The 22,928-nt window shown below is 43.7% G+C and carries 20 protein-coding genes; 4 read left to right on the forward strand and 16 right to left on the reverse strand.

Going from position 1 to position 22,928, the window contains the following annotated elements; genetic code table 11:
* Window positions 1–427: 427 nt before the first annotated feature.
* Window positions 428–2,095 (forward strand): response regulator, encoded by a 1,668-nt coding sequence (locus AB6C75_RS02800; RefSeq protein WP_372106777.1) that lies wholly within the window; start codon window positions 428–430, stop codon window positions 2,093–2,095.
* 110 nt (window positions 2,096–2,205) lie between these two features.
* Here the strand turns inward: AB6C75_RS02800 and serS are convergent, their stop codons facing one another.
* The 5 genes from serS to lrp form a co-directional block, all read right to left on the reverse strand.
* Complete coding sequence (gene serS, locus AB6C75_RS02805) at window positions 2,206–3,513, reverse strand: serine--tRNA ligase (RefSeq protein WP_004734554.1); 1,308 nt, start codon at window positions 3,511–3,513, stop codon at window positions 2,206–2,208.
* 142 nt (window positions 3,514–3,655) lie between these two features.
* Window positions 3,656–5,011 carry a replication-associated recombination protein A gene (locus tag AB6C75_RS02810; RefSeq protein ID WP_372106779.1) on the reverse strand — a complete coding sequence of 452 codons (1,356 nt, stop codon included), beginning with the start codon at window positions 5,009–5,011 and terminating at the stop codon, window positions 3,656–3,658.
* Window positions 5,012–5,075: 64 nt separating this feature from the next.
* Window positions 5,076–5,672 carry an outer membrane lipoprotein chaperone LolA gene (gene lolA, locus AB6C75_RS02815; protein WP_029222615.1) on the reverse strand — a complete coding sequence of 199 codons (597 nt, stop codon included), beginning with the start codon at window positions 5,670–5,672 and terminating at the stop codon, window positions 5,076–5,078.
* 75 nt (window positions 5,673–5,747) lie between these two features.
* The gene (locus AB6C75_RS02820) at window positions 5,748–8,888 is read right to left on the reverse strand and encodes a DNA translocase FtsK 4TM domain-containing protein (RefSeq protein ID WP_372106781.1); all 3,141 of its coding nucleotides are present in this window, start codon (window positions 8,886–8,888) and stop codon (window positions 5,748–5,750) included.
* A gap of 163 nt (window positions 8,889–9,051) precedes the next feature.
* Window positions 9,052–9,546, reverse strand: a complete 495-nt coding sequence (gene lrp / locus AB6C75_RS02825) for a leucine-responsive transcriptional regulator Lrp (protein ID WP_004734558.1) — start codon at window positions 9,544–9,546, stop codon at window positions 9,052–9,054.
* Between the two features lie 156 nt (window positions 9,547–9,702).
* Here lrp and ald point away from each other — a divergent pair, with 156 nt between their 5' ends.
* A complete protein-coding gene (gene ald / locus AB6C75_RS02830; RefSeq protein ID WP_012604392.1) occupies window positions 9,703–10,827 on the forward strand; it encodes an alanine dehydrogenase in 1,125 nt (374 codons plus the stop codon).
* 191 nt (window positions 10,828–11,018) lie between these two features.
* On the opposite strand, the gene AB6C75_RS02835 is transcribed toward ald, so the two are convergent.
* Window positions 11,019–12,221: a methyltransferase gene (locus tag AB6C75_RS02835; RefSeq protein WP_372106783.1), complete on the reverse strand. Its 1,203-nt coding sequence runs from the start codon at window positions 12,219–12,221 to the stop codon at window positions 11,019–11,021.
* Window positions 12,222–12,390: 169 nt separating this feature from the next.
* On the reverse strand, window positions 12,391–13,365 hold the full coding sequence (gene cysB, locus AB6C75_RS02840) for an HTH-type transcriptional regulator CysB (protein WP_372106785.1): 975 nt from the start codon (window positions 13,363–13,365) through the stop codon (window positions 12,391–12,393).
* Between the two features lie 322 nt (window positions 13,366–13,687).
* Between cysB and AB6C75_RS02845 the strand changes: the two genes are divergently transcribed.
* Together AB6C75_RS02845 and miaE are read left to right on the forward strand one after the other, a co-directional pair.
* Complete coding sequence (locus tag AB6C75_RS02845; RefSeq protein ID WP_009848859.1) at window positions 13,688–14,452, forward strand: hypothetical protein; 765 nt, start codon at window positions 13,688–13,690, stop codon at window positions 14,450–14,452.
* 103 nt (window positions 14,453–14,555) lie between these two features.
* Window positions 14,556–15,350 carry a tRNA isopentenyl-2-thiomethyl-A-37 hydroxylase MiaE gene (miaE, locus tag AB6C75_RS02850; protein ID WP_012604394.1) on the forward strand — a complete coding sequence of 265 codons (795 nt, stop codon included), beginning with the start codon at window positions 14,556–14,558 and terminating at the stop codon, window positions 15,348–15,350.
* Between the two features lie 107 nt (window positions 15,351–15,457).
* Here miaE and pyrF read toward each other — a convergent pair whose 3' ends face one another.
* The 9 genes from pyrF to lpxK form a co-directional block, all read right to left on the reverse strand.
* Window positions 15,458–16,153, reverse strand: coding sequence for an orotidine-5'-phosphate decarboxylase (gene pyrF / locus AB6C75_RS02855; protein WP_009848861.1), 696 nt, complete (start codon window positions 16,151–16,153; stop codon window positions 15,458–15,460).
* A 122-nt stretch (window positions 16,154–16,275) separates the two neighbouring features.
* Window positions 16,276–17,451 (reverse strand): lipopolysaccharide assembly protein LapB, encoded by a 1,176-nt coding sequence (lapB, locus tag AB6C75_RS02860; protein ID WP_372106788.1) that lies wholly within the window; start codon window positions 17,449–17,451, stop codon window positions 16,276–16,278.
* A gap of 12 nt (window positions 17,452–17,463) precedes the next feature.
* Window positions 17,464–17,736, reverse strand: coding sequence for a LapA family protein (locus tag AB6C75_RS02865; RefSeq protein WP_012604397.1), 273 nt, complete (start codon window positions 17,734–17,736; stop codon window positions 17,464–17,466).
* Between the two features lie 129 nt (window positions 17,737–17,865).
* On the reverse strand, window positions 17,866–18,150 hold the full coding sequence (gene ihfB, locus AB6C75_RS02870) for an integration host factor subunit beta (RefSeq protein ID WP_010439923.1): 285 nt from the start codon (window positions 18,148–18,150) through the stop codon (window positions 17,866–17,868).
* A gap of 121 nt (window positions 18,151–18,271) precedes the next feature.
* Entirely contained in the window at window positions 18,272–19,942 is a 1,671-nt protein-coding gene (gene rpsA / locus AB6C75_RS02875; protein WP_012604398.1) for a 30S ribosomal protein S1, read from the reverse strand.
* Between the two features lie 106 nt (window positions 19,943–20,048).
* Window positions 20,049–20,729: a (d)CMP kinase gene (gene cmk / locus AB6C75_RS02880; protein ID WP_009847140.1), complete on the reverse strand. Its 681-nt coding sequence runs from the start codon at window positions 20,727–20,729 to the stop codon at window positions 20,049–20,051.
* Window positions 20,730–21,007: 278 nt separating this feature from the next.
* On the reverse strand, window positions 21,008–21,754 hold the full coding sequence (gene kdsB, locus AB6C75_RS02885) for a 3-deoxy-manno-octulosonate cytidylyltransferase (RefSeq protein WP_009847141.1): 747 nt from the start codon (window positions 21,752–21,754) through the stop codon (window positions 21,008–21,010).
* Entirely contained in the window at window positions 21,754–21,933 is a 180-nt protein-coding gene (locus AB6C75_RS02890; protein ID WP_004736429.1) for a Trm112 family protein, read from the reverse strand. The genes kdsB and AB6C75_RS02890 overlap by 1 nt, the downstream gene beginning before the upstream one ends.
* Complete coding sequence (lpxK, locus tag AB6C75_RS02895; RefSeq protein ID WP_372106792.1) at window positions 21,914–22,921, reverse strand: tetraacyldisaccharide 4'-kinase; 1,008 nt, start codon at window positions 22,919–22,921, stop codon at window positions 21,914–21,916. Before lpxK ends, AB6C75_RS02890 begins: the two co-directional genes overlap by 20 nt.
* Window positions 22,922–22,928 lie beyond the last annotated feature (7 nt).

Below are 22,928 nucleotides of genomic sequence, written 5' to 3' on the forward strand. Positions count from 1 at the left end.
GCCGCCCATAAAATACTAACGGCGGCTTATCCTTCACGTGAAAAACCAGCCAACAAACACACCCCAAGCCATTGTTTTATCTTTGATTTGAACTCGAAAAACCCCACAAATAAATTTAATCCTCTCCATAAAAACAATTAGCAAAAGAGTGTTACCTATCGGGTAAAAAGCCGTCATAAAATACGCGCCATTTTGGTACTGAATATAATGAATGACCTTCCTTATTCGAGTTCATCTCAGAATCAAATTAGCCAATATTTTTAACTCCTATTAGATAAAAATATTCGCAAAAAAAGAATTCAATTCTAGCGAAGGCTTATATCAACTTCGTAGAAACCTAACGCTTCTTGTTTTGTCGGTCGTGCAAGACATCAAGACAATCCGCAATAGCTACGTAATTCACGTCAGTAAATAATTTAAAGTAAGCATGAAATTAACCCAACTAAATGCACTTATCATTGATGACTCAACGATAGTGTTATCAACTATTCGTAACATGCTGGTTCATATTGGTTTTTCAGAACGTTTGATTGCCATTGCGAAATCACCTCGTGTTGCAATGACCATCACGAATGACACAACTTTTGATGTCATCATTTGTGATTACAACTTTGGTAACACGATCAACGGCAAACAGCTATTTGAAGAATTGAAGCAAGCCAACAGATTAAAAGATGACGGGATATTTATTCTTGTTACAGGTGAAAATTCAGCTCTATCGATACGCCCTATCCTTGAACTACGACCTGACAACTATTTGTTAAAACCGTTTAACCGCGAAACTCTAAAACAGCGCATCACCAGTTCCTTAAGGAAGAAGCTGATTTTACAAGACATTTATAAGGCTGAGAGAGAAAATAACTATGAAGCGGGCCTAGAGCATTGCGAAGGGCTTGCCGCGTTTCATCCCGAATACTTCGCAACAATCCAGCAATTTCGAGGGAGCTTTCTATCAAAACTAGAGCTCTACGAGGAAGCCAAGAATGTCTATCAGAAAGCGATAGATGAAGGCAGTTTTGATTGGGCTCAAGCAGGATTAGCAAACAGCCTTGCGAATTTGGGGCAGCTTAGCGAAGCACAGTCGATGATTGAAAGTTTGATCAATTCTGCGCCAACCTGCACTTTGTATCGAGACCAAGCAGCTCAAGTAAACCTGATCAGCAATAAGGTTCCGGCAGCCATTGCTCACTTCAAGTTAGCGAGTAAACTAACACCAGGTAACTCTGAGAGAGAGCTTGCAATCGCAAATCTATGCTTATCGGTTAATGATACTAAAACAGCGCTATTCCACTACCAAAACCATGTGCAAATCAATAAGGACACCTTTCGAGACAACCTATATATGAAGCTAAGTCATATACGATTCTTGCTCTATTGCGCCTCAGATGGCATCGATAAGCAAGCGAATTTGGGTCACGTCAATTACTTAATTTCGAAGATCCCTACCGAGGCAAGATCAGGGCTTCAAACTGACTTAGCACTTATCGCAGCTCACATCGCGATGGAAGCTAACCAATATCAAAAAGCAGTCACTATACTAACCGCATTGCACGATAAGAATGACTTTGATGCCTTCCCTGTGATTTATCACCATGCATGGTTATTGGATAGGATGAGCTGTGAAAACGAGTTTAAAATTGCGGAAAACCGTTGCAGCATGTTGATAGTGAAAACAGCGAGCGAGACAGTGGTTTCAAGTCAGATAACGATGTGCACTGAGATGAAACATCGCAACACCGCAAAAATGAACTGGCTCAAAGAGAAGAATATCGGCATCAAACTAGCAAAGTCAGACTACAAACAGGTGCTTGTGGCTTACTTAGATATTCATAAACGATGTCCGATGATCAAGAACGTATGTATGAATACGATAAAATTGCTCTCTGTTATTTGGCCTGATTCAATGGGTGCAAAACAAGTGCTAACCATCATCAAGCAATGTGACGAAGTGATCACACAGCTTTATACGATTGATGAGCTGACACAAAACAACTATCAAAACTATTACCAAAAGGCGCTTCTGGCATGTAAGCAAGCAGACTTGGCCTGGAAACAAGCAAACAATACTTCCGAGGCTGCCTTCTCATATATGTAGCTTCTATTTAAACAACGTCCGCATACAAAAAAGGCTTTGCCATTACAGCAAAGCCTTTTAAATATTCTAACAAGTCAGATTAATCTAAATTTGATTAACCAAAATTGGCATTAGCCGATGTGCGTTACGCCGCCCATGTATGGTTGAAGTACTGTTGGGATAGCAATACGGCCATCTGCTTCTTGGTTGTTCTCAAGAATAGCAACCATAGTACGACCAACAGCAAGACCAGAACCGTTAAGTGTGTGTACAAGTTCAGGTTTCTTCTCGCCTTTACGACGGAAACGAGCTTGCATACGACGCGCTTGGAAATCCCACATGTTTGAACAAGAAGAAATTTCACGGTATGTCTCTTGTGCTGGAACCCAGACTTCTAAGTCGTAAGTTTTCGCAGAACCGAAGCCCATGTCACCCGTACATAGAATCACTTTACGGTAAGGAAGCTCTAGAAGTTGAAGTACTTTCTCAGCGTGACCTGTTAGCTCTTCAAGCGCTGCCATTGAGTCTTCTGGCTTAGTAATTTGTACTAATTCAACTTTGTCGAATTGGTGCATACGGATAAGACCACGAGTGTCACGACCGTAAGAACCCGCTTCAGAACGGAAACATGGAGTGTGAGCTGTCATCTTAAGTGGCAGTTCAGCTTCATCAGTAATCGTGTCACGAACCATGTTCGTTACCGGTACTTCCGCAGTAGGGATAAGCGATAACGTCTTAAGCGGTACATCACTTACTTGCTCAGTTAGCGGGCTTGTGTGGAACAAGTCTTCGCCGAACTTAGGAAGTTGACCAGTACCGTATAGGCTATCGTGGTTCACTAGGTACGGTACGTACATTTCTGTGTAGCCGTGCTCATCAGTGTGAAGGTCCAGCATGAACTGAGCAATAGCACGGTGTAGACGTGCGAATTTGCCTTTCATCACGATAAAACGAGAACCAGAGATTTTAACTGCGCTAGCAAAATCAAGACCGCCAGACATTTCGCCAAGATCCACGTGATCTTTCACTTCGAAGTCGTAAGTCTTAGGTTGACCCCAACGAGAAACTTCTACGTTGTCGTCTTCATCTTTACCATCTGGCACTTCTGCGTCAGGTAGGTTAGGAATTGACATTGTGATCGTTTCTAGCTCAGATTGAAGCTCAGCCAATGTTACTTTAGCTTGGTCTAGTTCTGCGCCTAAGTTGCCTACTTCTGCAAGGATACGCTCAGCTTCTTCATGGTCGCCTTTTGCTTTCGCTTGACCAATGGACTTCGATCGAGAGTTACGTAACGCTTGTAGCTCTTCAGTTTTCATCTGAAGGGACTTACGTTTTTCTTCAAGTTCACGAATTGTCTCTACATCAAGGGTGAAGCCTCGACGTGCTAATTTTGCCGCTGTTTCATCCAGCTCAGCTCGAAGTAATTTAGAATCCAGCATTGCTAATCCTATGCTTTAGTTATTTGAATATTCAGTAGATTGCTACTGAATCACTGCTAAACCCCTAAAACTGGTGCTATTTCGACCAATTTGTAACGATTTAATTGAATTTTTATGACTAGGTAACGATATCCAAAAAAGACTACTTTTCATAGCGTTTTTGTGGGCTTTTTGCGTCCAAATCCGCCAGATAATCTAGCTTCTCGCCAATTTTGGTCTCTAAGCCTCGTTTTGTTGGGAAATAGTATTGTGTTTCGCCCATTTCAGGCGGCAAATACTTTTCTCCAGCGGCGTAGGCACCTGGTTCATCATGAGCATAACGGTATTCTTGCCCGTAGCCCATGTCCTTCATCAAAGTTGTGGGTGCATTACGTAAATGATGAGGGACTTCATATTCAGGAAGATTATGCGCATCCGTTAAAGCTTGCTTCCAAGCCGTGTAAACAGCGTTACTCTTTGGCGCACACGCTAGATAGACAACCGCCTGCGCAATCGCACGCTCCCCTTCTGCTGGGCCAATACGCGTGAAGCAATCCCAAGCCGACATTGCGACCTGCATTGCTCTTGGGTCAGCATTACCAATATCTTCAGAAGCAATCGCCAGCAAGCGTCTTACGATATACAAAGGGTCACAGCCCGCTGCAATCATTCGCGCCGACCAATACAACGCGGCATCGGGATTAGAGCCACGAATCGACTTGTGAACGGCAGAGATTAGGTCGTACCAAATATCGCCCTTGTTATCGAAACGAGCAACCTTCTCACCAGCCACTTCAGCTAACAACTGCAAGGTTATCGCTTTATCGCCCTTATCGTTGTCTTCCGCCATGTCATACAGCAGCTCAAGATAGTTGAGCGACATACGTGCGTCACCGTTGACCAGTTCAGCGAGGCGATCTAAGACGTTATCAGCAAAGTCGGCAGACACATCACCCAACCCGCGCTGTTTATCTTCAATCGCTTGGCGAATGACGAGAGAGATATCCTCAGTATTAAGCGAAGTCAGTTTGTAGACACGCGCACGTGATAACAAAGCGTTGTTTAACTCAAAAGAAGGGTTTTCTGTGGTCGCGCCGATAAACGTAACCGTGCCATCTTCGATATGAGGTAAGAACGCATCTTGCTGACTTTTATTAAAGCGATGGACTTCGTCCACAAATAGAATCGTTCTACGCCCTGCTTGCTTGTTCTCACGCGCTTTTTCAATGGCGATACGAATGTCTTTTACACCCGAAGTCACTGCTGACACGCGCTCGACTTCTGCATTGGCGTAATTAGCTGCCACTTCTGCCAGCGTGGTTTTACCGGTGCCCGGAGGCCCCCATAAAATCATGGAGTGGATATGGCCAGCCTCCAACGCTCTGCGAAGGGGTTTACCTGGACCTAATATATGCTGCTGACCAATATACTGTTCAACAGTTTCAGGTCTCATACGAGCAGCAAGGGGACGAAAATCTTCGTCCCCCGCAAAATCTAAGCTGTAATTACTCAATTGCAATCTCTTGATTCGTTGATGGCATCAATACCTATCGACTTACTACCAAACGATCTGCCAGTTTGGATCAGTTTCTTTGGTCGTCGACCTCGACACCTTCCGGCGCCACAAAAGTAAAGCGGTCAGCAGCAGGTTTACCTAAGTCAACATTGTTAAAGGTAAACTCACCTTTTTGGCCGTCTTGTTCAATCACATTAAAGCCCTGAACAATGCCTTTCTCGGTGATGTTAATCTGGAAATCGCCCTGATTAGAGTCCACAGCCGTTGGCGTTAGCGTAAATTGGTTACCCGTTTGCGCGACGTTGTAGTTGTCCCAATCGCTTTCTTGGTTACGAGTCAGCAATACAAATGGCGTTTGCGATGTGGCTTGTTCTTGCCAGTAAATGCTCACTTGTTCAATGAACGGACTGTAGTACCACAAGCTTTGACCATCAGAGACCAATAGGTTTTCATCAGGGAAAGTCGTTTCCCAACGGAACAAGCTAGGGCGTGCAATCTCTACTGTGCCCTCGCCTTCCATCACAACATCACCGTCAGGGCTGGTGACAACTTGTTTAAAGTCAGCGCTAAAACCTGCATTCAGCGACAAGCGGCTACTCAACTCTTCTTTCGGAGAAGCAAATACTGAGAAGCTCATAAATAAAAGTGCGAATACTTTTTTCATCAATAATCCTGTTAGAACATAAGTCGGTCATGTTTTGGTTTTGACCGACTGAATAGTTATGAGTTCCTATTGGAACTAATCTTTTGGTGGCGCTGGCGCTAAGACTTCACGGTTACCGTTATGGCCTGGAGCACTCACAATGCCTTGAGCTTCAAGCTGCTCAACAATTCGTGCTGCACGGTTGTAGCCGATCTTAAATCGACGTTGCACACCAGAAACTGAACCACGACGTGAATGGACAACGTGTTCGACAACTTGATCAAACAGAGGATCGACTTCTTCATCGCCTTCCATTTTCTCACCTGGTAACAGTGTTTCTGGGGTTTGGTCGCCGTTCGTAATCTCTTCAATATAGTTTGGCTTACCGCGTGCTTTCCAGTTATTCACGACCGCGTGTACATCATCATCAGATGCAAATGCGCCGTGTACACGAGTTGTGTGGCTTGAACCCGGTGGCAAGTACAACATATCACCCATACCAAGTAGTGACTCAGCACCACCTTGGTCAAGAATGGTTCGAGAGTCTGTTTTGGTTGATACGGTAAAGGCTACACGTGTCGGGATATTGGCTTTAATAAGACCCGTAATAACATCCACTGACGGGCGCTGAGTCGCTAGGATCAAGTGAACACCCGCCGCACGTGCTTTTTGTGCCAAACGAGCAATCAATTCTTCAACTTTCTTACCAACTACCATGATTAAATCGGCGAATTCATCGACGACAACTACGATGTAAGGCAGTTTTTCCAATAATGGTGCTTCAGGGTCCATGCTGTCGCCCGGTTTCCACAGAGGATCATGAATTGGGTGACCCGCTTCCGCAGCCATCTTCAATTTGTCGTTGTAGCCTTTAATGTTACGAACACCAAGTGCCGACATCAGTTTATAACGACGTTCCATTTCGCCAACACACCAACGAAGGGCGTTAGACGCATCTTTCATGTCGGTAACGACTTCAGACAATAGATGTGGAATACCTTCATAGATAGACAATTCCAACATTTTCGGGTCAATCATGATGAAACGAACGTCTTCAGGCGATGCCTTGTAAAGCATACTCAAGATCATCACGTTCACACCCACCGATTTACCAGAGCCGGTGGTACCTGCAACCAGTACGTGTGGCATCTTCGATAAATCAGCAATAACCGCTTCACCTGCAATATCTTGTCCTAGAACAACGGTCGTTGGTGACGTCGCTTCTTGGAACTGAGGGCTACCTACCACATCGGAGAAGAATACGGTTTGACGGCTCATATTCGGCAATTCCAAACCAACATAAGGTTTACCCGGTATTACCTCTACGACACGTACTGCCAATGCAGAAAGTGAACGCGCTAAGTCCATAGAAAGACCAGAAATACGGCTCACTTTCACGCCAGGAGCCAGATCGAGTTCGAATCGAGTGATGACAGGGCCAGGGAAGATATCAACCACATCTGCCTTTATCTTGTAGTCCGCTAGCTTCGATTCTACAAGACGAGCAATCGCCTCTAGTGCATCGCGGTCAATAAAGGTTTCACGTTTTTCAGGGTGGAACAACAGCTCAAGTGTTGGCAATGGCTCGGCAGGTTTGGGCAAATTCACATCTTGCTGTACCAAGAACGGGTTTTGTGTCGCCGCCATATTCGCTTGCGCTTCAGATACCAGATTTTGGAATGCTGCTACATCTTGGTCTTGGTGCACAGACTCATCTTCCGTGACCTCTTCCCATGGAAGATCAACAGCCTGCTCTTGAGCTTGTTCGTTAGTTTGCTCAAACTCAGCATTACCTTGTTGGGCAGCGAAAGGCTCTTGTTGCTCAGTATTAACATCTTCAATCGATACAGGTTGGAACACTGAAGCTTGTTCATCTTGCTCTTCCGCCATATCAAACGGAGATGCTTGCACAGAAGAATCGTCTTCGATTGTTTCTTCTGTTTCATCCACTGGCGAAGCATATAAAGATTCAGGCTGAACGTCTTCTGCACCGAGTTCACCCTCGACTTCAGAGGAACTATCCGTTGCTGTTTCAGCACTATCAAAGTCACTATGAGTTGGACTAACTTCTGCTTGTTCGTTTTGCATGTATTGTTGATACGCAACCTGAGATTCATGTGCGTCAACTTGCTCTTGAGCCGCTAGATCATCTTCATACATTGCTGCATTTTCTAGCTGCTCTATCGTTGCATTCAACTGCTTCGAGCGCTCAACACCCTCTTCCAAAGGCTCTTCTGGCTGTTGGTAAGTAGGAACTGCCGAGATCGACTGTTCTGGCTCAATTATAGCTTGAGGCTGAACCTGAGGTTGTTCATGAACAGAAGCATCTTGCTTAACGGCCGCTTCTATTGGCATATGAATATTATAATGGCGCTTCGGTGTTGCTGTATTGTCCAACGACTCTTCAGTCTTATCTGAAGACTCATTGGTCGCTGAGAAGCTCATCGCAGGATCTAGTAGATCATGCTCTTTTGATTCTTTGTTATCTTCTAAAGCAGGAACATCACGGTAACTCGGCTCTTGATGACGTTCTTCGATTAAATCGCGGTCTGCCGATTCTGTTAACTGAGGTTCAAGCAGCTCTTGATCTTGGCCGCGCGCCTTATTAACGGCTGACGTAAAGAATTTGATTGCACACTCGCCTAACCATTCAACAATACTTAACCAAGAAATGCCCGTTAATAGGGTAAAGCCAGCTCCCCATAAGAAAAGAAGAACCAACGTACTGCCCAGAACGTTCAGCGTTGGAAGTGCAAGACTTGTTAATACATCACCGACTACACCACCAGATGAAAAGTACCAAATATCATCGAAGTTGATATCCGCTAAACCACAACTAGTAAGAATAAGGACAGTCAGTCCAAGTAAACGAGTACCCCACAGCATGAAATCGATCTGCTCATCTTCATTACGTTTACGGAATAATACCCACGCAGCAACCGTCACCAAGATAGGTAAAGGATAAGCTAAAGAACCAAACACAAAGAAAAGCGTATCCGCCAACCATGCACCTACGTAGCCTCCTGCATTTTGAATATCACCACCCCAAGCCGTTTGCGACCATGATGGGTCAGCAGGGCTAAAAGTTAATAACGCAACGGCAAGTAGAATAGAGAAGAGAACACCTAGAATTAGGCTGCACTCTTTTAGACGTTGAGAACCACTTAAACGAGGAGACTGAGGCTCTTCACTCGTTTTAATGATTGTTTCTACTTTATTACTGCTCTGCTTGAACATAAACCAACTTAATAATTAAACGGGATAAAAACATCTCGAGCGGCAATAGCCGCTCGTTTCAATGAAACTACTGTTGATTTAACCATATCAAACAGAAAAACCCAATTCCAGAAAGCAAGAAAGCGGAACAAATGTCCGCTTTCTTTCATTTCACCAATTGTGATTAACGAGTTTTAATCACAAGTTGATTGGTTTGTTTCACTTCTTCCATTACAACGTAAGTTCGAGTGTCGTTTACGCCTGGTAGACGAAGTAACGTATCACCCAGTAGCTTACGGTAAGCACCCATATCAGATACACGTGTTTTTAGAAGATAGTCAAAATCACCCGACACTAAATGACACTCTTGGATGTCATCCAGTTTCTGCACAGCGGTGTTGAATTGTTCGAACACATCTGGCGCACCACGGTTCAACGTAATTTCAACAAACACTAAAAGTGAAGCATCAAGGTACTGTGGGTTCAGCAATGCTGTGTACCCAGTAATGTAACCTTGACGCTCTAAACGACGAACACGCTCAAGACATGGAGTTGGAGAAAGTCCTACTCGTTTTGAGAGTTCAACGTTTGAGATACGACCGTCTTTTTGCAACTCATTAAGAATGTTGCGGTCAATACGATCTAGTTCCTTGGACGGCTTCTTATAATTGTCTGCCATTTTTTATTCCACCTTATTACTTCCTTGCAAAAAAATATACTACAACTTTTTAATATTCAGTATCAAATTTTACTTAAACATATCTATACTAGATATTAATTCGACAGAATTACCCTACACATAGATAAAACAACCAAAATAAAATGAGGAGTCAGGATGATCATTGGCGTACCTAAGGAAATCAAGAACCACGAATACCGCGTTGGTATGACCCCAGCTAGCGTGAGAGAACTAATCTCACACGGCCACCAAGTTTTTGTAGAAACCAATGCCGGTAATGGTATCGGTTTTTCAGACGATGATTACATCGCTGTAGGCGCATCCATTCTTCCTACTGCTGCTGACGTTTTCGCGAAAGCAGAAATGATTGTAAAGGTTAAAGAACCTCAAGCTGTCGAGCGAGCTATGCTTCGCGAAGGGCAAATATTATTTACCTATTTACACCTTGCACCAGATTTTCCACAAACGGAAGAGCTAATCAAGAGCAAAGCTGTCTGCGTAGCCTATGAGACTGTAACAGATAATATGGGTCGCTTGCCACTATTAGCACCAATGTCTGAAGTCGCTGGTCGCATGTCTATTCAAGCAGGTGCACAAACACTAGAGAAATCTAACGGTGGTTGTGGTCTTCTTCTTGGCGGCGTTCCAGGTGTTGAGCCAGCAAAAGTTGTTGTTGTTGGCGGCGGTGTTGTTGGTGCTAACGCAGCACGTATGGCTGTTGGCCTTCGTGCAGACGTAACCATTCTTGATCGCAACGTAGATACGCTTCGTCGTCTTGATGAAGAATTCCAAGGTCGCGCAAAAGTGGTTTATTCTACTGAAGACGCTATTGAGAAGCATGTTCTAGAAGCAGACCTAGTGATTGGTGCAGTACTAATCCCAGGCGCAGCCGCTCCTAAACTTGTTACAAAAGATCACATCGCTAAGATGAAGCCAGGTTCAGCAGTTGTTGACGTTGCAATCGACCAAGGTGGTTGTTTCGAAACTTCACACGCGACAACTCATGCCGATCCAACTTACATCGTTGATGACGTAGTTCACTACTGTGTTGCTAACATGCCAGGTGCCGTTGCTCGTACTTCTACTTACGCACTAAACAATGCAACACTTCCTTACATTGTTAAGCTAGCGAACAAAGGTTACCGCGAAGCACTTCTATCTGATGAAGGTTTCCTAGAAGGTCTAAACGTAATCCACGGTAAAGTGACTTGTAAAGAAGTTGCAGAAAGCTTTGACCTAGAATACGTAGCGCCTGCAGAAGCAATCGCGATGTTTAACTAATGATGTAATGGCTAACTGAACGCAATAACCTTCTCGTTGAAGCGTTCAGTTAATTCAGACACATTAAACAAAAAGCCAGTACGACATTATGTCGCGCTGGCTTTTTTGTATTTATCATTTTTTTGTATTTATAACTTTATTTTGCATTCATGATGTTAGATCGTAACAACACGTACCAGTGCTGTTTACCGTTAGCGCTCGATCTTAACCCCATGAATCAATAGGTTTCTTGGCGTTATACTACGTTCGCAGAACTCTTCAATCGAAGCTTGATAACCTTGTTCTTGCAGATAAATGGCACGATCCAAGGCCAACCATACCTCTAAAGGTCTTCTAAAGACTTGTTGAACTAAACTCAGCTTTTCCATTTCCCAGAAAAGCGCTTCGCCTTGAATTAAATAAGAGTCAAAATCAATATCTGAACCCAGCGATATATCTTTCACTTCAGATGCCCAGCAACAAAATGATTCAAAGCCTGCGGATAGCTCCGATTTCTTGATGCTTGGTACAGGAATGTACTCGTCGACACCAAGCTCACCCTTAAGTAGTTGGCTAAAGCCTAATCGGTAACTCATTTCTGACTGACGGTGTCTTTTTACTCTTTCACCACCAGTGACGGTTTCTTGAAGCGGGATTCTTAAGTCGCTCTTGCTCAACGTTAATGCTGAGCTTTTCGCAACGGATGACATCGCTTGGTAGCTTTCATCGCGAATAAGGTGGTAGCAACATGGAGAAATGGTGACTGCAGGAAGCCCATGTGAAACAGATTTTTTCACTAATTCGACATGAAGGTCACCACAAGCATGAAGAGCAACAGCATGTTGGTTTGAGTTAAACACCCGATCTGCATCTTTTGAAAACGCGTCACCTTGAACAAAGTCCATCTCTAGTTTCTGGTCATCTGCAATCTTTTGCCCGCTTTCACACAGTGACTGTTGCCACTCAAAGCTAGTGACCTTTTGATCTGATTGCTGAGATAAGATTCGACCGAGAAAGCCTTTGCCAGAACACCATTCAAGCCACTCTTTACCATGATGCTCTTTTAATGAAGCCTCTCCCATCGCGACGATTTGTTGCAGCTTTCTGCCGGGGATACCATCGGCAGTACCGCGCGGAAGATCAAGCCCAACTAAAGCCGAATTATCAAACTGGATGTGTTGATTGGCATTCCCTAACTCTGGGAGAAAACGCATAAGTTCCGAAATCAGAACTTGAGGCTGTTCTTTTAGCGTTTGAATGCGTTCAATACTCAAACCATCTAACCAATCGACAAGTGGAAGGTTCACGTCTGTCCATGGCTGATCGTGAGTTTGGCATAGGTGAAAAGGCTCTGAACGCCAGTAAATCTGGTGCTCTAGCAAAAATGAATCGAGTATTTTGAATCGTGAATGCATGCTTCCCCCTATGGTGCGATGATTGTAGGGGTAAGAGGCCTAAATGGAAAGGAAGGTTACAAATTGAGGTTGTATAAAGACAACCTACCAGCAATAAAACCACAAATGAGCTTAAATGAAAACGGCCTGTAAACAGGCCGAATTGAGAATCTAGGTAAGACTATGACCCTTAGCGAACGGGTAAGTCGATGTCTTTAAACATCTCTTCGATCTCTTCATTCGATTTCAAAGAAATAGCTTGCTCAACTACTGGGCGAGTTAAGTGCGGTGCAAAACGCTCCATAAAGTCAAACATGTAAGAACGCAGGAAAGTGCCTTTTCTAAAGCCAATGCTTGTGGTGCTAGCACCAAATAGATAGCTCGCGTCAATAGCAACCAAGTCTGTATCTTGCTCGTGGTCAATCGCCATGCTTGCGATCACACCCACCCCGATCCCCATCCGAACATAAGTTTTAATTACATCAGCATCCGTCGCGGTAAACACAACACGCGGTGTTAAGCCTACTTTGTTAAATGCTGTATCAAGCTCGGAACGGCCAGTAAAACCAAATACATAAGTCACGAGAGAATAAGCGGCAAGATCTTCAATCGAGATATTTCGTTTCTGTGCAAGAGGGTGATCTTTCGTTACCACGATCGAACGGTTCCAATGATAACAAGGCAGCATAATTGCATCTTGATAAAGGTGTAGCGCTTCCGTTGCAATCGCAAAGTTCGCTGTACCCTTAGCTACCGCTTCTGACATCTGGCTTGGCGTGCCTTGATGCATGTGAAGCGACACTTTTGGATAACGCGCAGTGAAACCTTTAATCACATCAGGGAGTGCATAACGAGCTTGAGTATGAGTGGTTGAAATATTCAATGTGCCCATCTCAGGATGAGTGTGCTCACCCGCAACCGCTTTAATACTCTCAACACGAGCCAAAATCTCTTGAGAGATACGAATAATATCCTCACCGGCTTGTGTAACCTGAGTTAAATGCTTACCGCTACGCTCAAATATTTGAATGCCTAGCTCGTCTTCAAGTAATCTAACCTGTTTACTTATGCCGGGCTGAGATGTGTACAAACTCTCTGCTGTCGCTGAAACATTTAGGTTATGGTTTAGAACCTCAACAATGTACTTCAGTTGCTGTAACTTCATATCTAACCTCGTAATCCTTTACTCATTTCTGCGCTAACTTATTTGCAAATAGAGCGTTATAGTCTCGTGTAATATAATTAATAGTTATAACGCTTCGAGAACTAAAATGACAGAAATATCGAGCTTTTAAAGCGTAACAAATAAAAATATCACTGACGCTTTGTAAGCCACTCCTCATTCTCACACATTAGTTAGTAAATTTTGATTGCCGATTGCGCTCAACAAGAGATAATCAAAAATTGTAATTTACAAGTGCCTATACACAATGGAATCGTGTATCCTCTCTAGTTAGCTATAGAAAACAATAAGCAGACACAAATATATGAATATTGGTTTAATAATCGCCTTGGTAGCCGTGCTTTTGGTGTTGGTTTTAGGCTACAACATCATGCTTCAATACAAAGTTAAGGTAGAAACAACGAAGAAACAGGAAGCTTCTCGTTATCTAACCATTATAGACGGAACAGAAGAGTTAATTGGCAATGCTCACCACATGCCGTTTAGCCAAGATCTTCTTATATGCTTAAACAATCGAATTCTTGATGCATTAGTTAATATGTATGAACTCGATCCTAAAAATAAGCAGCTTGCCCAACGCATCGAAAGCGTAAAGCAACAAATAACTCAGCTTAAAGAGAATCACCAAGGGGGCGAAAGCACCGCTTTTCGCATGCCTAGTAGTGACAAACAAGCAATCATGATGCTTAAGCTAGTTAAACGCTTGCGTGACACGGTTCGTAACGAGCACAATAAAGGACGTTTTAATACTCAAGCTTTTGTGGTTGAAAACGCTCGCTTAGAAACAATCCAAATTCGCATCAACATCGAGAATGTTATCAAACGTGCAAATGACTCGATATCTCGTGGACAGCCTGGCACAGCGATTCAACTGTTGCGCAAAGGCATCGATGCATTAGCCACTAAAAATGACGCATACTCCAATCAAGCGAAAGACAAGCTACAACAGATGCTTGACGATCTTGATCAGAAGCGCCTAAATAAAAACGCAGAAGATTTACAGCAGATGGAATCGAAAGAGCGTGAAGATGACATGGATGCTCTATTCGGTCAGAAGAAAAAATGGTAACGCTCTAACTCAACATTTAAAGGCCGCTCTATTTAAATTAAATTAGCGGCCTTTTTTGTACCTGTGGAATTTCCTTTCTCCGTATAGGGGGATCTCTTAAGCTGTGATAAAATCCCGCATTATCAACAAACTTGCCCTTACCATGTATCAAGAATTATTAGCCCCTATACACTCTTTTCTTAAAGCTGAAACGCCAGATTCATGGATAGATGAAGCCAAGAAGCCTGAAAACCTTCATATCATTCTACGCGATCACATGCTTTGTGAACTTAAAGCAGCTCAAAGTGCTTTGTTCCTTATCCGTAAATATGCGGTAGATAAAGAAAGCGCGAAGCAACTGAATGAGTGGATTTTGCCCTACGAGCAATTTGCTTACCGTCGTATTGGAGACTTGGAATCTCTACGTGGTAAAAGTAATGTATCAAAGCAAATTACAGCGAAAGAAGGCTGTAATTACGGTGCTGACTTGATCGATAAAATGGTATTGCTGATCAAAGAAGAGCTGCATCACTTCTACCAAGTGATGGAATTGATGGTAAAAAAAGGCGTGACTTATCAACCGATCGAGGCGGGCCGCTACGCTAAAGGTTTAATCAAGCAAGTTAAAACTTACGAACCTGATGCTCTGGTTGATAAGCTTATTATTGGTGCATTTATTGAAGCTCGCTCTTGTGAACGCTTTGCTAAACTGGCTCCTTTCTTAGAAGAAGACATGGAAAAGTTTTACGTATCTCTACTTCGTTCAGAAGCTCGTCACTATCAAGACTATCTTGAACTCGCAGAACAAATCGCCGGTAAAGATATCTCTGAGCGTATTGCTCATTTTGCGCAAGTTGAAGCAGAACTTATCACTTCAGAAGACAGCGACTTTAAGTTTCATAGTGGCGCTCCGGTTTAAGCCGTTTAGAACAAGTCTACTCCAGACCAATTCTGTATTTAGTACACCTATAAGAAGGCCAGCAAATTGCTGGCCTTCTTTATTGGAATTACGACTTAATGATAAGCTTAAGCTAGCGTGCCGTTGATTTCAGCAAGTACTGATGCAGGGTCTGCTGCTTGAGTAATTGGACGACCGATAACAAGATAGTCAGAACCTGACTCAATCGCCTTAGAAGGCGTCATGATACGCTTCTGATCACCGACATCAGCTCCTACAGGACGAATACCTGGAGTTACTAGTTTGAACTCCTGACCAAGTGCACCTTTGAGCAAAGAAGCCTCTTGTGCAGAACATACAACACCGTCTAGGCCTGAGTTTTTAGTCAAAGACGCTAAGCGCATCACTTGTTGCTGTGGCTCTAGATCCAGACCGATACCCGCTAAGTCAGATTGCTCCATACTGGTTAGTACCGTCACACCGATTAACAATGGACGATCTTTACCATATGGTTCCAAAATTTCACGAGAAGCCGTCATCATACGCTCGCCACCACTCGCGTGCACGTTCACCATCCACACGCCCATCTCAGCGGCAGCACGTACCGCCTTTGAACATGTGTTCGGGATATCGTGGAACTTAAGGTCCAAAAACACAGAGAAACCACGTTTATGTAATTCACGAACAAATTCAGGGCCAAACAGAGTAAACATCTCTTTGCCCACTTTTAGGCGGCAAGATGCTGGGTCAATACGATCGACAAAGGCTAACGCATCCGCTTGGTTATCATAATCCAATGCTACAATGATTTTTTGGTCGTTCATTTCATCTCCTAACGCAGTTAACTTTCTACAAAATATTTATACCAATCAGGCCATAAATAACAGTCATAAAAATGCAGCCCGAAAGCTGCAATTAATAATTTGGTCTTAAAATGACCACAAATCTATTCACCATCAAGCCCACGAATAGGCTTGATCGTTCCCCACCCCTTACATGAAGGGCAGTGCCAATACATTGAGTGAGTTGAGAAACCACACTGACGGCATCGGTAATGAGGCTTAACCTTGAGTTGTTCACCAACCATAGATTGAAGCGTTGTTAAGCTGTCTTTGGCTCTACCTTCTTCCGCTTCCTCTAGGTGATAATCAATTAATCGATAAAAACCTTTCATGGTTGGGTTTTTAACAAGCTGCTTTGTCAGTAGCTCTTGAGCAGAGCCAACATCTTCATGGTCGGCAACGAGTTGAGCCAGCATCAACTCAGCGGAAACACCGGCTTTCTTCTGAATACACGCTTTAAGGAACTCGACCAACTGCGCTTCTTGTCCAAGTTTGTGGTAACACTCAGCAAGCGTTGTCAGGACTTCACTAATGAAGTCGATATCTTGCTCGAGAACTGACTCTAAATAAGTAATTGTCTTGTGATAATCTTCATTGGCTAAATAGAATTTTCCTAAAGCAATACTGGCTCGAACACATTTAGGGTCTTCTGAAAGGGCCTTCTTGAAGTGCTGAAGCGCTTTAGGGCGGTTGCCGTCGGCTTGTTCTTGCATCGCAAGCTCACACCAGAAGTGTGCAACCATCGCACGCGTCTTCATTTTCTTCTTGCTCAGCTTAACTAAGATATTCCCGTAATGAATCGCTTTATTCCACTCACGCGTTTGCTGATAAATGGCAACCAACTGCTGTAAAGCGCCTTCTTTATGATCAGGCTCTTCTACAAGCTGTTCAAAAATTTTCTCTGCGCGATCAAGAAAGCCTGAGACCGTATAGTCTTTAGCTAATTGTTGCAATGCGAGGTTTTTTTGATCGAGAGTAAGCCCAGACCGAGAGATAAGATTTTGGTGAATACGAATAGCGCGGTCGACTTCGCCTCTTGAGCGGAACAAGTTGCCCAAAGCCAAGTGAGTATCGATGGTTTCATTGTCTACTTGAAGTAACTCAATGAAGTGATCAACCGCTTTGTCAGATTGGTCTGACAGTAATAGGTTCAAACCCGTCACGTATTGGCGGGAGATCTGGTGTGATTGCTTTTGTTTTTCTTGCTGAGCATTACGATTACCCATATACCAACCATAAGCGGCTGCGATGGGCAAAAGTAAGAACAGTAACTCTAACATCAAATATGGCCTTTAAGCTTTAGTTTCAGCAGCGACCTGCTTTGATTGCTTATTGAGTTGCTTCTTCAAGCGATGAATTTTTAGTTGAGATCGCATGTGCATATTTCCAAAGACTAGCCAAGCAAGAGCAAAACCTGAAACGAATACAACACCTAGCAAGCTTGACAGGTGGAAGTCACCTTGCGCTAGCAAATAATTGAAATTCACAATTGTTTGGTTTTGAGAGCCTAAAGCCAGTGCCATTAGGAAAAGTGCGATAACAGCGACTATTTTTATAATTTTCATAGTTCATCACTCATTGATTAGTTAGCTGTACGATTATGCAGGAAAATTACTAATCAGACCACCATATTATGGTCATAAAAAAGCGGCATACATTATAGTATGCCGCTTTTCTTAATTCCGATAAGTAGCCTACAACCCTGAGTTTACTCGTTCGCGTAGCTCTTTACCTGGTTTGAAGTGAGGAACGTATTTACCTTCCAACTCAACCTTGTCACCAGTTTTAGGATTACGTCCAACACGAGGTTCACGGTAATGCAGAGAAAAGCTGCCAAAGCCGCGAATTTCGATTCGATCACCACTTTCTAGTGTTGAAGCCATGTGCTCTAAAATGTCTTTTACAGCGTCTTCAATTTCTTTTGCAGAAAGATGCGTTTGCTCAGCGCACAGTCTTTCAATCAATTCAGACTTAGTCATAGTTACCCTCGTTGGTTTTCTTTTTAGAAATTATAGACCTATAGGAAAAATAAGCAAAAAAAAAGGAGCCTTACGGCTCCTTTCTTGGCTAGATAGCTATAATTCTCTTAATGAGAAGCTATTATTCGCCTTTAGCAGCTTTGAATGCGTCTGCCATTGCGTTACCGAACGCGCCTTCATCAGACTTGTTCAGTGAAGCCATTGCTTCTTGCTCATCAGCTTCATCTTTAGCTTTGATAGATAGGTTGATTACGCGGTTCTTACGGTCTACACCAGTGAACTTCGCTTCAACGCTGTCGCCAACGCTTAGGATTAGAGATGCATCTTCGATACGGTCACGAGAAACTTCAGAAGCACGTAGGTAGCCTTCAACGCCTTCGATTAGCTCGATAGTAGCGCCTTTAGCGTCAACTGCAGTTACAGTACCGTTTACAAGAACACCTTTCTTGTTGTCAGCAACGTATGCGTTGAACGGGTCGTTTTCCATTTGCTTAACGCCAAGAGAAATACGCTCACGCTCTGCATCTACTGCTAGAACAACAGCAGAGATTTCGTCGCCTTTCTTGTATTCACGTACAGCTTCTTCGCCGGCAGCGTTCCAAGAAATGTCAGATAGGTGTACAAGACCGTCGATACCGCCTTCTAGACCGATGAAGATACCAAAGTCAGTGATAGACTTGATCTTACCAGTAACTTTGTCGCCCTTAGCTTGCATTTCTGCAAATGACTGCCATGGGTTAGCTTTACACTGTTTCAGACCTAGAGAGATACGACGACGTTCTTCGTCGATATCAAGAACCATAACCTCAACTTCGTCGCCAACATTAACAACTTTAGAAGGGTGGATGTTCTTGTTAGTCCAATCCATTTCAGAAACGTGTACTAGACCTTCAACGCCTTCTTCGATTTCAACGAAGCAGCCGTAGTCAGTTAGGTTTGTAACACGACCAGAAAGCTTGTGACCTTCTGGGTAACGCTTAGCGATTGCTACCCATGGATCTTCGCCTAGTTGCTTAAGACCTAGTGAAACACGAGTGCGCTCACGATCGAACTTAAGAACTTTAACTAGGATTTCGTCACCAACGTTAACGATCTCTGATGGGTGCTTAACGCGCTTCCAAGCCATATCTGTGATATGTAGAAGACCGTCAACACCGCCAAGATCAACGAATGCACCGTAGTCAGTAAGGTTCTTAACGATACCTTTAACTTCAGTACCTTCTTGTAGAGTTTCAAGAAGTTCGTCACGCTCAACACTGTTTTCAGATTCGATAACAGCACGACGAGAAACAACAACGTTGTTACGCTTCTGGTCTAGCTTGATTACTTTGAACTCTAGCTCTTTGTTTTCTAGGTGAGCAGTGTCACGGATAGGACGTACGTCTACTAGAGAACCTGGAAGGAAAGCACGGATACCGTTAAGTTCAACAGTGAAACCGCCTTTAACTTTACCGTTGATGATACCAACAACAGTTTCAGCTTCTTCACAAGCTTTCTCAAGTACGATCCAAGCTTCGTGACGCTTAGCTTTCTCACGAGAAAGTTGAGTTTCACCGAAACCATCTTCAACAGCGTCTAGAGCTACGTCTACTTCAGCACCAACTTCAACTTCAAGTTCGCCAGCAGCGTTCTTGAATTGTTCAGCAGGGATAGCAGATTCAGACTTAAGACCAGCGTCTACAAGAACGTAACCGTTCTCGATAGCTACTACAGTACCTTTAACGATGCTGCCTTGTTGGAATTCAGTTTCAGATAGAAACTCTTCAAAGAGTTGAGCAAAAGATTCAGTCATTATTTAATCTTCAATAATTAAACGTCCATGGGTATCCTACCGCATGGGGTTGATAAATTCGCCGGTCATCATCCTTGCGACCAACGTTCGTACTAGCTCGGCGAAATTACCCAGCCAGTTTCGATTCAATATAGTGTAGTGCTTTTTCGACTACCTGCTCAATATTCATTGAGGTGGAATCAAGCACTAGAGCATCCTCTGCAGGGCGAAGTGGCGCCACTGGGCGATTACGATCTCGATCGTCTCGCTCTTGGATCTCGCTCAAAAGGTCGTCAAATTTAACATCTAACCCCTTCTGTTGCAACTGTTTAAGGCGACGACTCGCGCGCTCTTCAGCACTTGCATCTAAAAATATTTTCGCTTCAGCTTCAACAAATACAACGGTTCCCATGTCACGACCGTCTGCAACTAAACCAGGAGCTGCGCTAAAAGCACGTTGACGACGTAACAGTGCTTCACGAACGCGAGGTAAAGCAGCGACTTTTGAAGCCGCCATGCCCGTCTCTTCTTTACGAAGTTCACCAGACACATCTTCGCCTTCTAAGATAACCTTCACTAGCTCACCTTCAGCGATAAACTGAACATCTAAGTGAGTTGCAAGCGGTACTAAAGCATCTTCTGATTCAGTATCCACGCCATGGTGAATTGCCGCTAAAGCCAATACGCGATAGATCGCGCCTGAGTCTAGAAGATGAAAGCCTAGCTTATCTGCTAGTAACATACACAGGGTACCTTTACCTGCACCACTTGGTCCATCAACCGTAATCACTGGGCTTTGAGAAGGCATCTTTTACTCCACGTTTTGTCGTAAGTTTTATTCTGTACTAGCGATTCGCCACTACTTTATAGGCGGCATATTATAGAGAAAATTTGCAAGTCGAGCGAGGTAAATCTCAGATAATTCCGGGGTGATGCTACAGAAACCCATGCAACCAACTCAATCTCCGTTAACTTAGATAAATAAGGCTGTCATCCGCTTCTCTTTAGGCATAAAAAAGCCTCGCGATAAGCAAGGCTCATGATTTTGCATTTTTGTAGAGCAAAGAAGTAGTCGCTAAAAGACGCTTAGCCAATAATAGCTCGAACCGCTTCTAGGTCTTCTGGCGTATCAACACCAGCTGCAGGTGCTTCTGCCGCAACGTCTACATGGATTTTTTCACCGTACCAAAGTACACGTAGCTGCTCTAGGCACTCAATGCGCTCAAGGGTACTTGGTTCCCAATTGATATAGGTATTAATAAAACCCGCACGGTAAGCGTAAATGCCAATGTGACGAAGCAGTGGAGATTCAGCAGCTGTACCATTGTTCGCGTAAGCATCGCGATCCCAAGGAATAGTAGCTCGGCTAAAGTACAGGGCATACCCATCTTTGTCGGTCACAACTTTTACGGCGTTAGGATTAAACACTTCGTCAGCATGAGTAATTTCCACACCGAGTGTTGCCATCGGAGCTGTACTGTTCGCAAGGTTGTTCGCGACCTGATTAATGATCGCAGGTGGGATAAGTGGCTCATCACCTTGAACATTCACGATAATATGATCATCTGGAATCTTCATAACTTCAATCACTTCAGCTAAACGCTCAGTGCCTGATTCATGATTCGGTGATGTCATACAAACGGTCGCGCCAAATGCTTTGGCCGCTTTTTCAACTCGAGCGTCGTCGGTAGCGATAATAACGTTATCGGCACCCGCCTTCATTGACTGTTCGTATACCCATTGAATCATCGGCTTTCCACCAATGTCAGCAAGTGGCTTCCCTGGTAAACGGCTCGATTGGTATCTTGCAGGTATAACAACCGTATAAGACATTACTTACCCTCATCCATTGAAACGGTGCGAGCTTCAGGTTCTAAAAGAACAGGAATACCCTCTTTAATTGGGTAAGCAAGGCGATCAATTTTACAAACAAGTTCTTGCTTATCCTTGTCAAAAGTTAGTTTACCTTTACATACAGGGCAAGCAACAATCTCAAGTAGACGGTGATCCATAGTATTCCATAACCTCTTTTATTCTTTTTAAAATTTGCTGTTGCGAATCTTCATCAAACTGCGCAGAAACTGGAAGATACCACCAGTTATCTTGAGCATATTCTTCGCATTTTACAGCGTCTTTTTCTGTCATAATCAGATTCATACCTTTCTTAGCTAAGGCATGAAGTTCATCTTTATCAAAATCTTGATGGTCGGCGAAGCCCTGTGTGAAAACCACATCACCATCAAGATCTTCCAATGTTTTGAAAAAGCGTGGTGGGTGACCGATACCAGCAAAAGCCACCAGCTTCTGTAATTCTGCCACAGACCTTTTCTGACCCGTCTTCAGGTTAACCGCTTGGCTTGGAAGCAAAGACATCGAGAACTCTCGCCCGCGCGCTTTACCGCCATTATTAACCAAAAAGTCTACGTCATCTAAACGAGATATAGGCTCTCTTAATGGGCCCAAAGGAATTAGGCACTCACTACCAAAGCGTCTCGCACCGTCGATAACAGCAAATTCAATATCGCGTTCAAGTGCATAATGCTGAAGGCCGTCGTCAGTGATGATGACATTAACCCCTTCGCTCAGCAAAGCCTTTACTGCGTTTGCACGTACAGGGTCAACCGCTACAGGCGCCCCCGTTCGCTTTCGAATCAACCGTGGTTCATCACCAGAATGCTCTGCTGGCGTGCTTTCATCCAACACTAACGGATAGTTTGGTGCTTTCGCCCCATAACCTCGAGAAACAACGCCGGGCTTAAAGCCGTGAGCCTGAAGCATCTCTACCAACCAAATCACAACTGGTGTTTTGCCGTTGCCGCCAGCGGTAATATTACCAACAACAATTACTGGTAAGGGCGGACGGTAAGTCTCTTTTTTACCGGATAGATAGGCGTCACGTCTTTGACCGCTGATCATTTTGAAAAGCAGACTCAATGGCCACAGTAGCGGCCAAAGAAGGTATTTTAACGGATGATTGTTAAACCAAATCTTTTCGATCACAACAAGA

Origin of the sequence: Vibrio sp. 10N.237.312.B06, from assembly GCF_041464685.1 — a bacterium.
GTDB lineage: Bacteria > Pseudomonadota > Gammaproteobacteria > Enterobacterales > Vibrionaceae > Vibrio > Vibrio tasmaniensis_A.

Coding starts and splice junctions, on each gene's coding strand:
- AB6C75_RS02800 (WP_372106777.1), top strand. CDS start 428: ATGAAATTAACCCAACTAAATGCACTTATCATTGATGACTCAACGATA.
- serS (WP_004734554.1), bottom strand. CDS start 3,513: ATGCTGGATTCTAAATTACTTCGAGCTGAGCTGGATGAAACAGCGGCA.
- lolA (WP_029222615.1), bottom strand. CDS start 5,672: ATGAAAAAAGTATTCGCACTTTTATTTATGAGCTTCTCAGTATTTGCT.
- AB6C75_RS02820 (WP_372106781.1), bottom strand. CDS start 8,888: ATGTTCAAGCAGAGCAGTAATAAAGTAGAAACAATCATTAAAACGAGT.
- lrp (WP_004734558.1), bottom strand. CDS start 9,546: ATGGCAGACAATTATAAGAAGCCGTCCAAGGAACTAGATCGTATTGAC.
- ald (WP_012604392.1), top strand. CDS start 9,703: ATGATCATTGGCGTACCTAAGGAAATCAAGAACCACGAATACCGCGTT.
- AB6C75_RS02835 (WP_372106783.1), bottom strand. CDS start 12,221: ATGCATTCACGATTCAAAATACTCGATTCATTTTTGCTAGAGCACCAG.
- cysB (WP_372106785.1), bottom strand. CDS start 13,365: ATGAAGTTACAGCAACTGAAGTACATTGTTGAGGTTCTAAACCATAAC.
- AB6C75_RS02845 (WP_009848859.1), top strand. CDS start 13,688: ATGAATATTGGTTTAATAATCGCCTTGGTAGCCGTGCTTTTGGTGTTG.
- pyrF (WP_009848861.1), bottom strand. CDS start 16,153: ATGAACGACCAAAAAATCATTGTAGCATTGGATTATGATAACCAAGCG.
- lapB (WP_372106788.1), bottom strand. CDS start 17,451: ATGTTAGAGTTACTGTTCTTACTTTTGCCCATCGCAGCCGCTTATGGT.
- AB6C75_RS02865 (WP_012604397.1), bottom strand. CDS start 17,736: ATGAAAATTATAAAAATAGTCGCTGTTATCGCACTTTTCCTAATGGCA.
- ihfB (WP_010439923.1), bottom strand. CDS start 18,150: ATGACTAAGTCTGAATTGATTGAAAGACTGTGCGCTGAGCAAACGCAT.
- rpsA (WP_012604398.1), bottom strand. CDS start 19,942: ATGACTGAATCTTTTGCTCAACTCTTTGAAGAGTTTCTATCTGAAACT.
- cmk (WP_009847140.1), bottom strand. CDS start 20,729: ATGCCTTCTCAAAGCCCAGTGATTACGGTTGATGGACCAAGTGGTGCA.
- kdsB (WP_009847141.1), bottom strand. CDS start 21,754: ATGTCTTATACGGTTGTTATACCTGCAAGATACCAATCGAGCCGTTTA.
- AB6C75_RS02890 (WP_004736429.1), bottom strand. CDS start 21,933: ATGGATCACCGTCTACTTGAGATTGTTGCTTGCCCTGTATGTAAAGGT.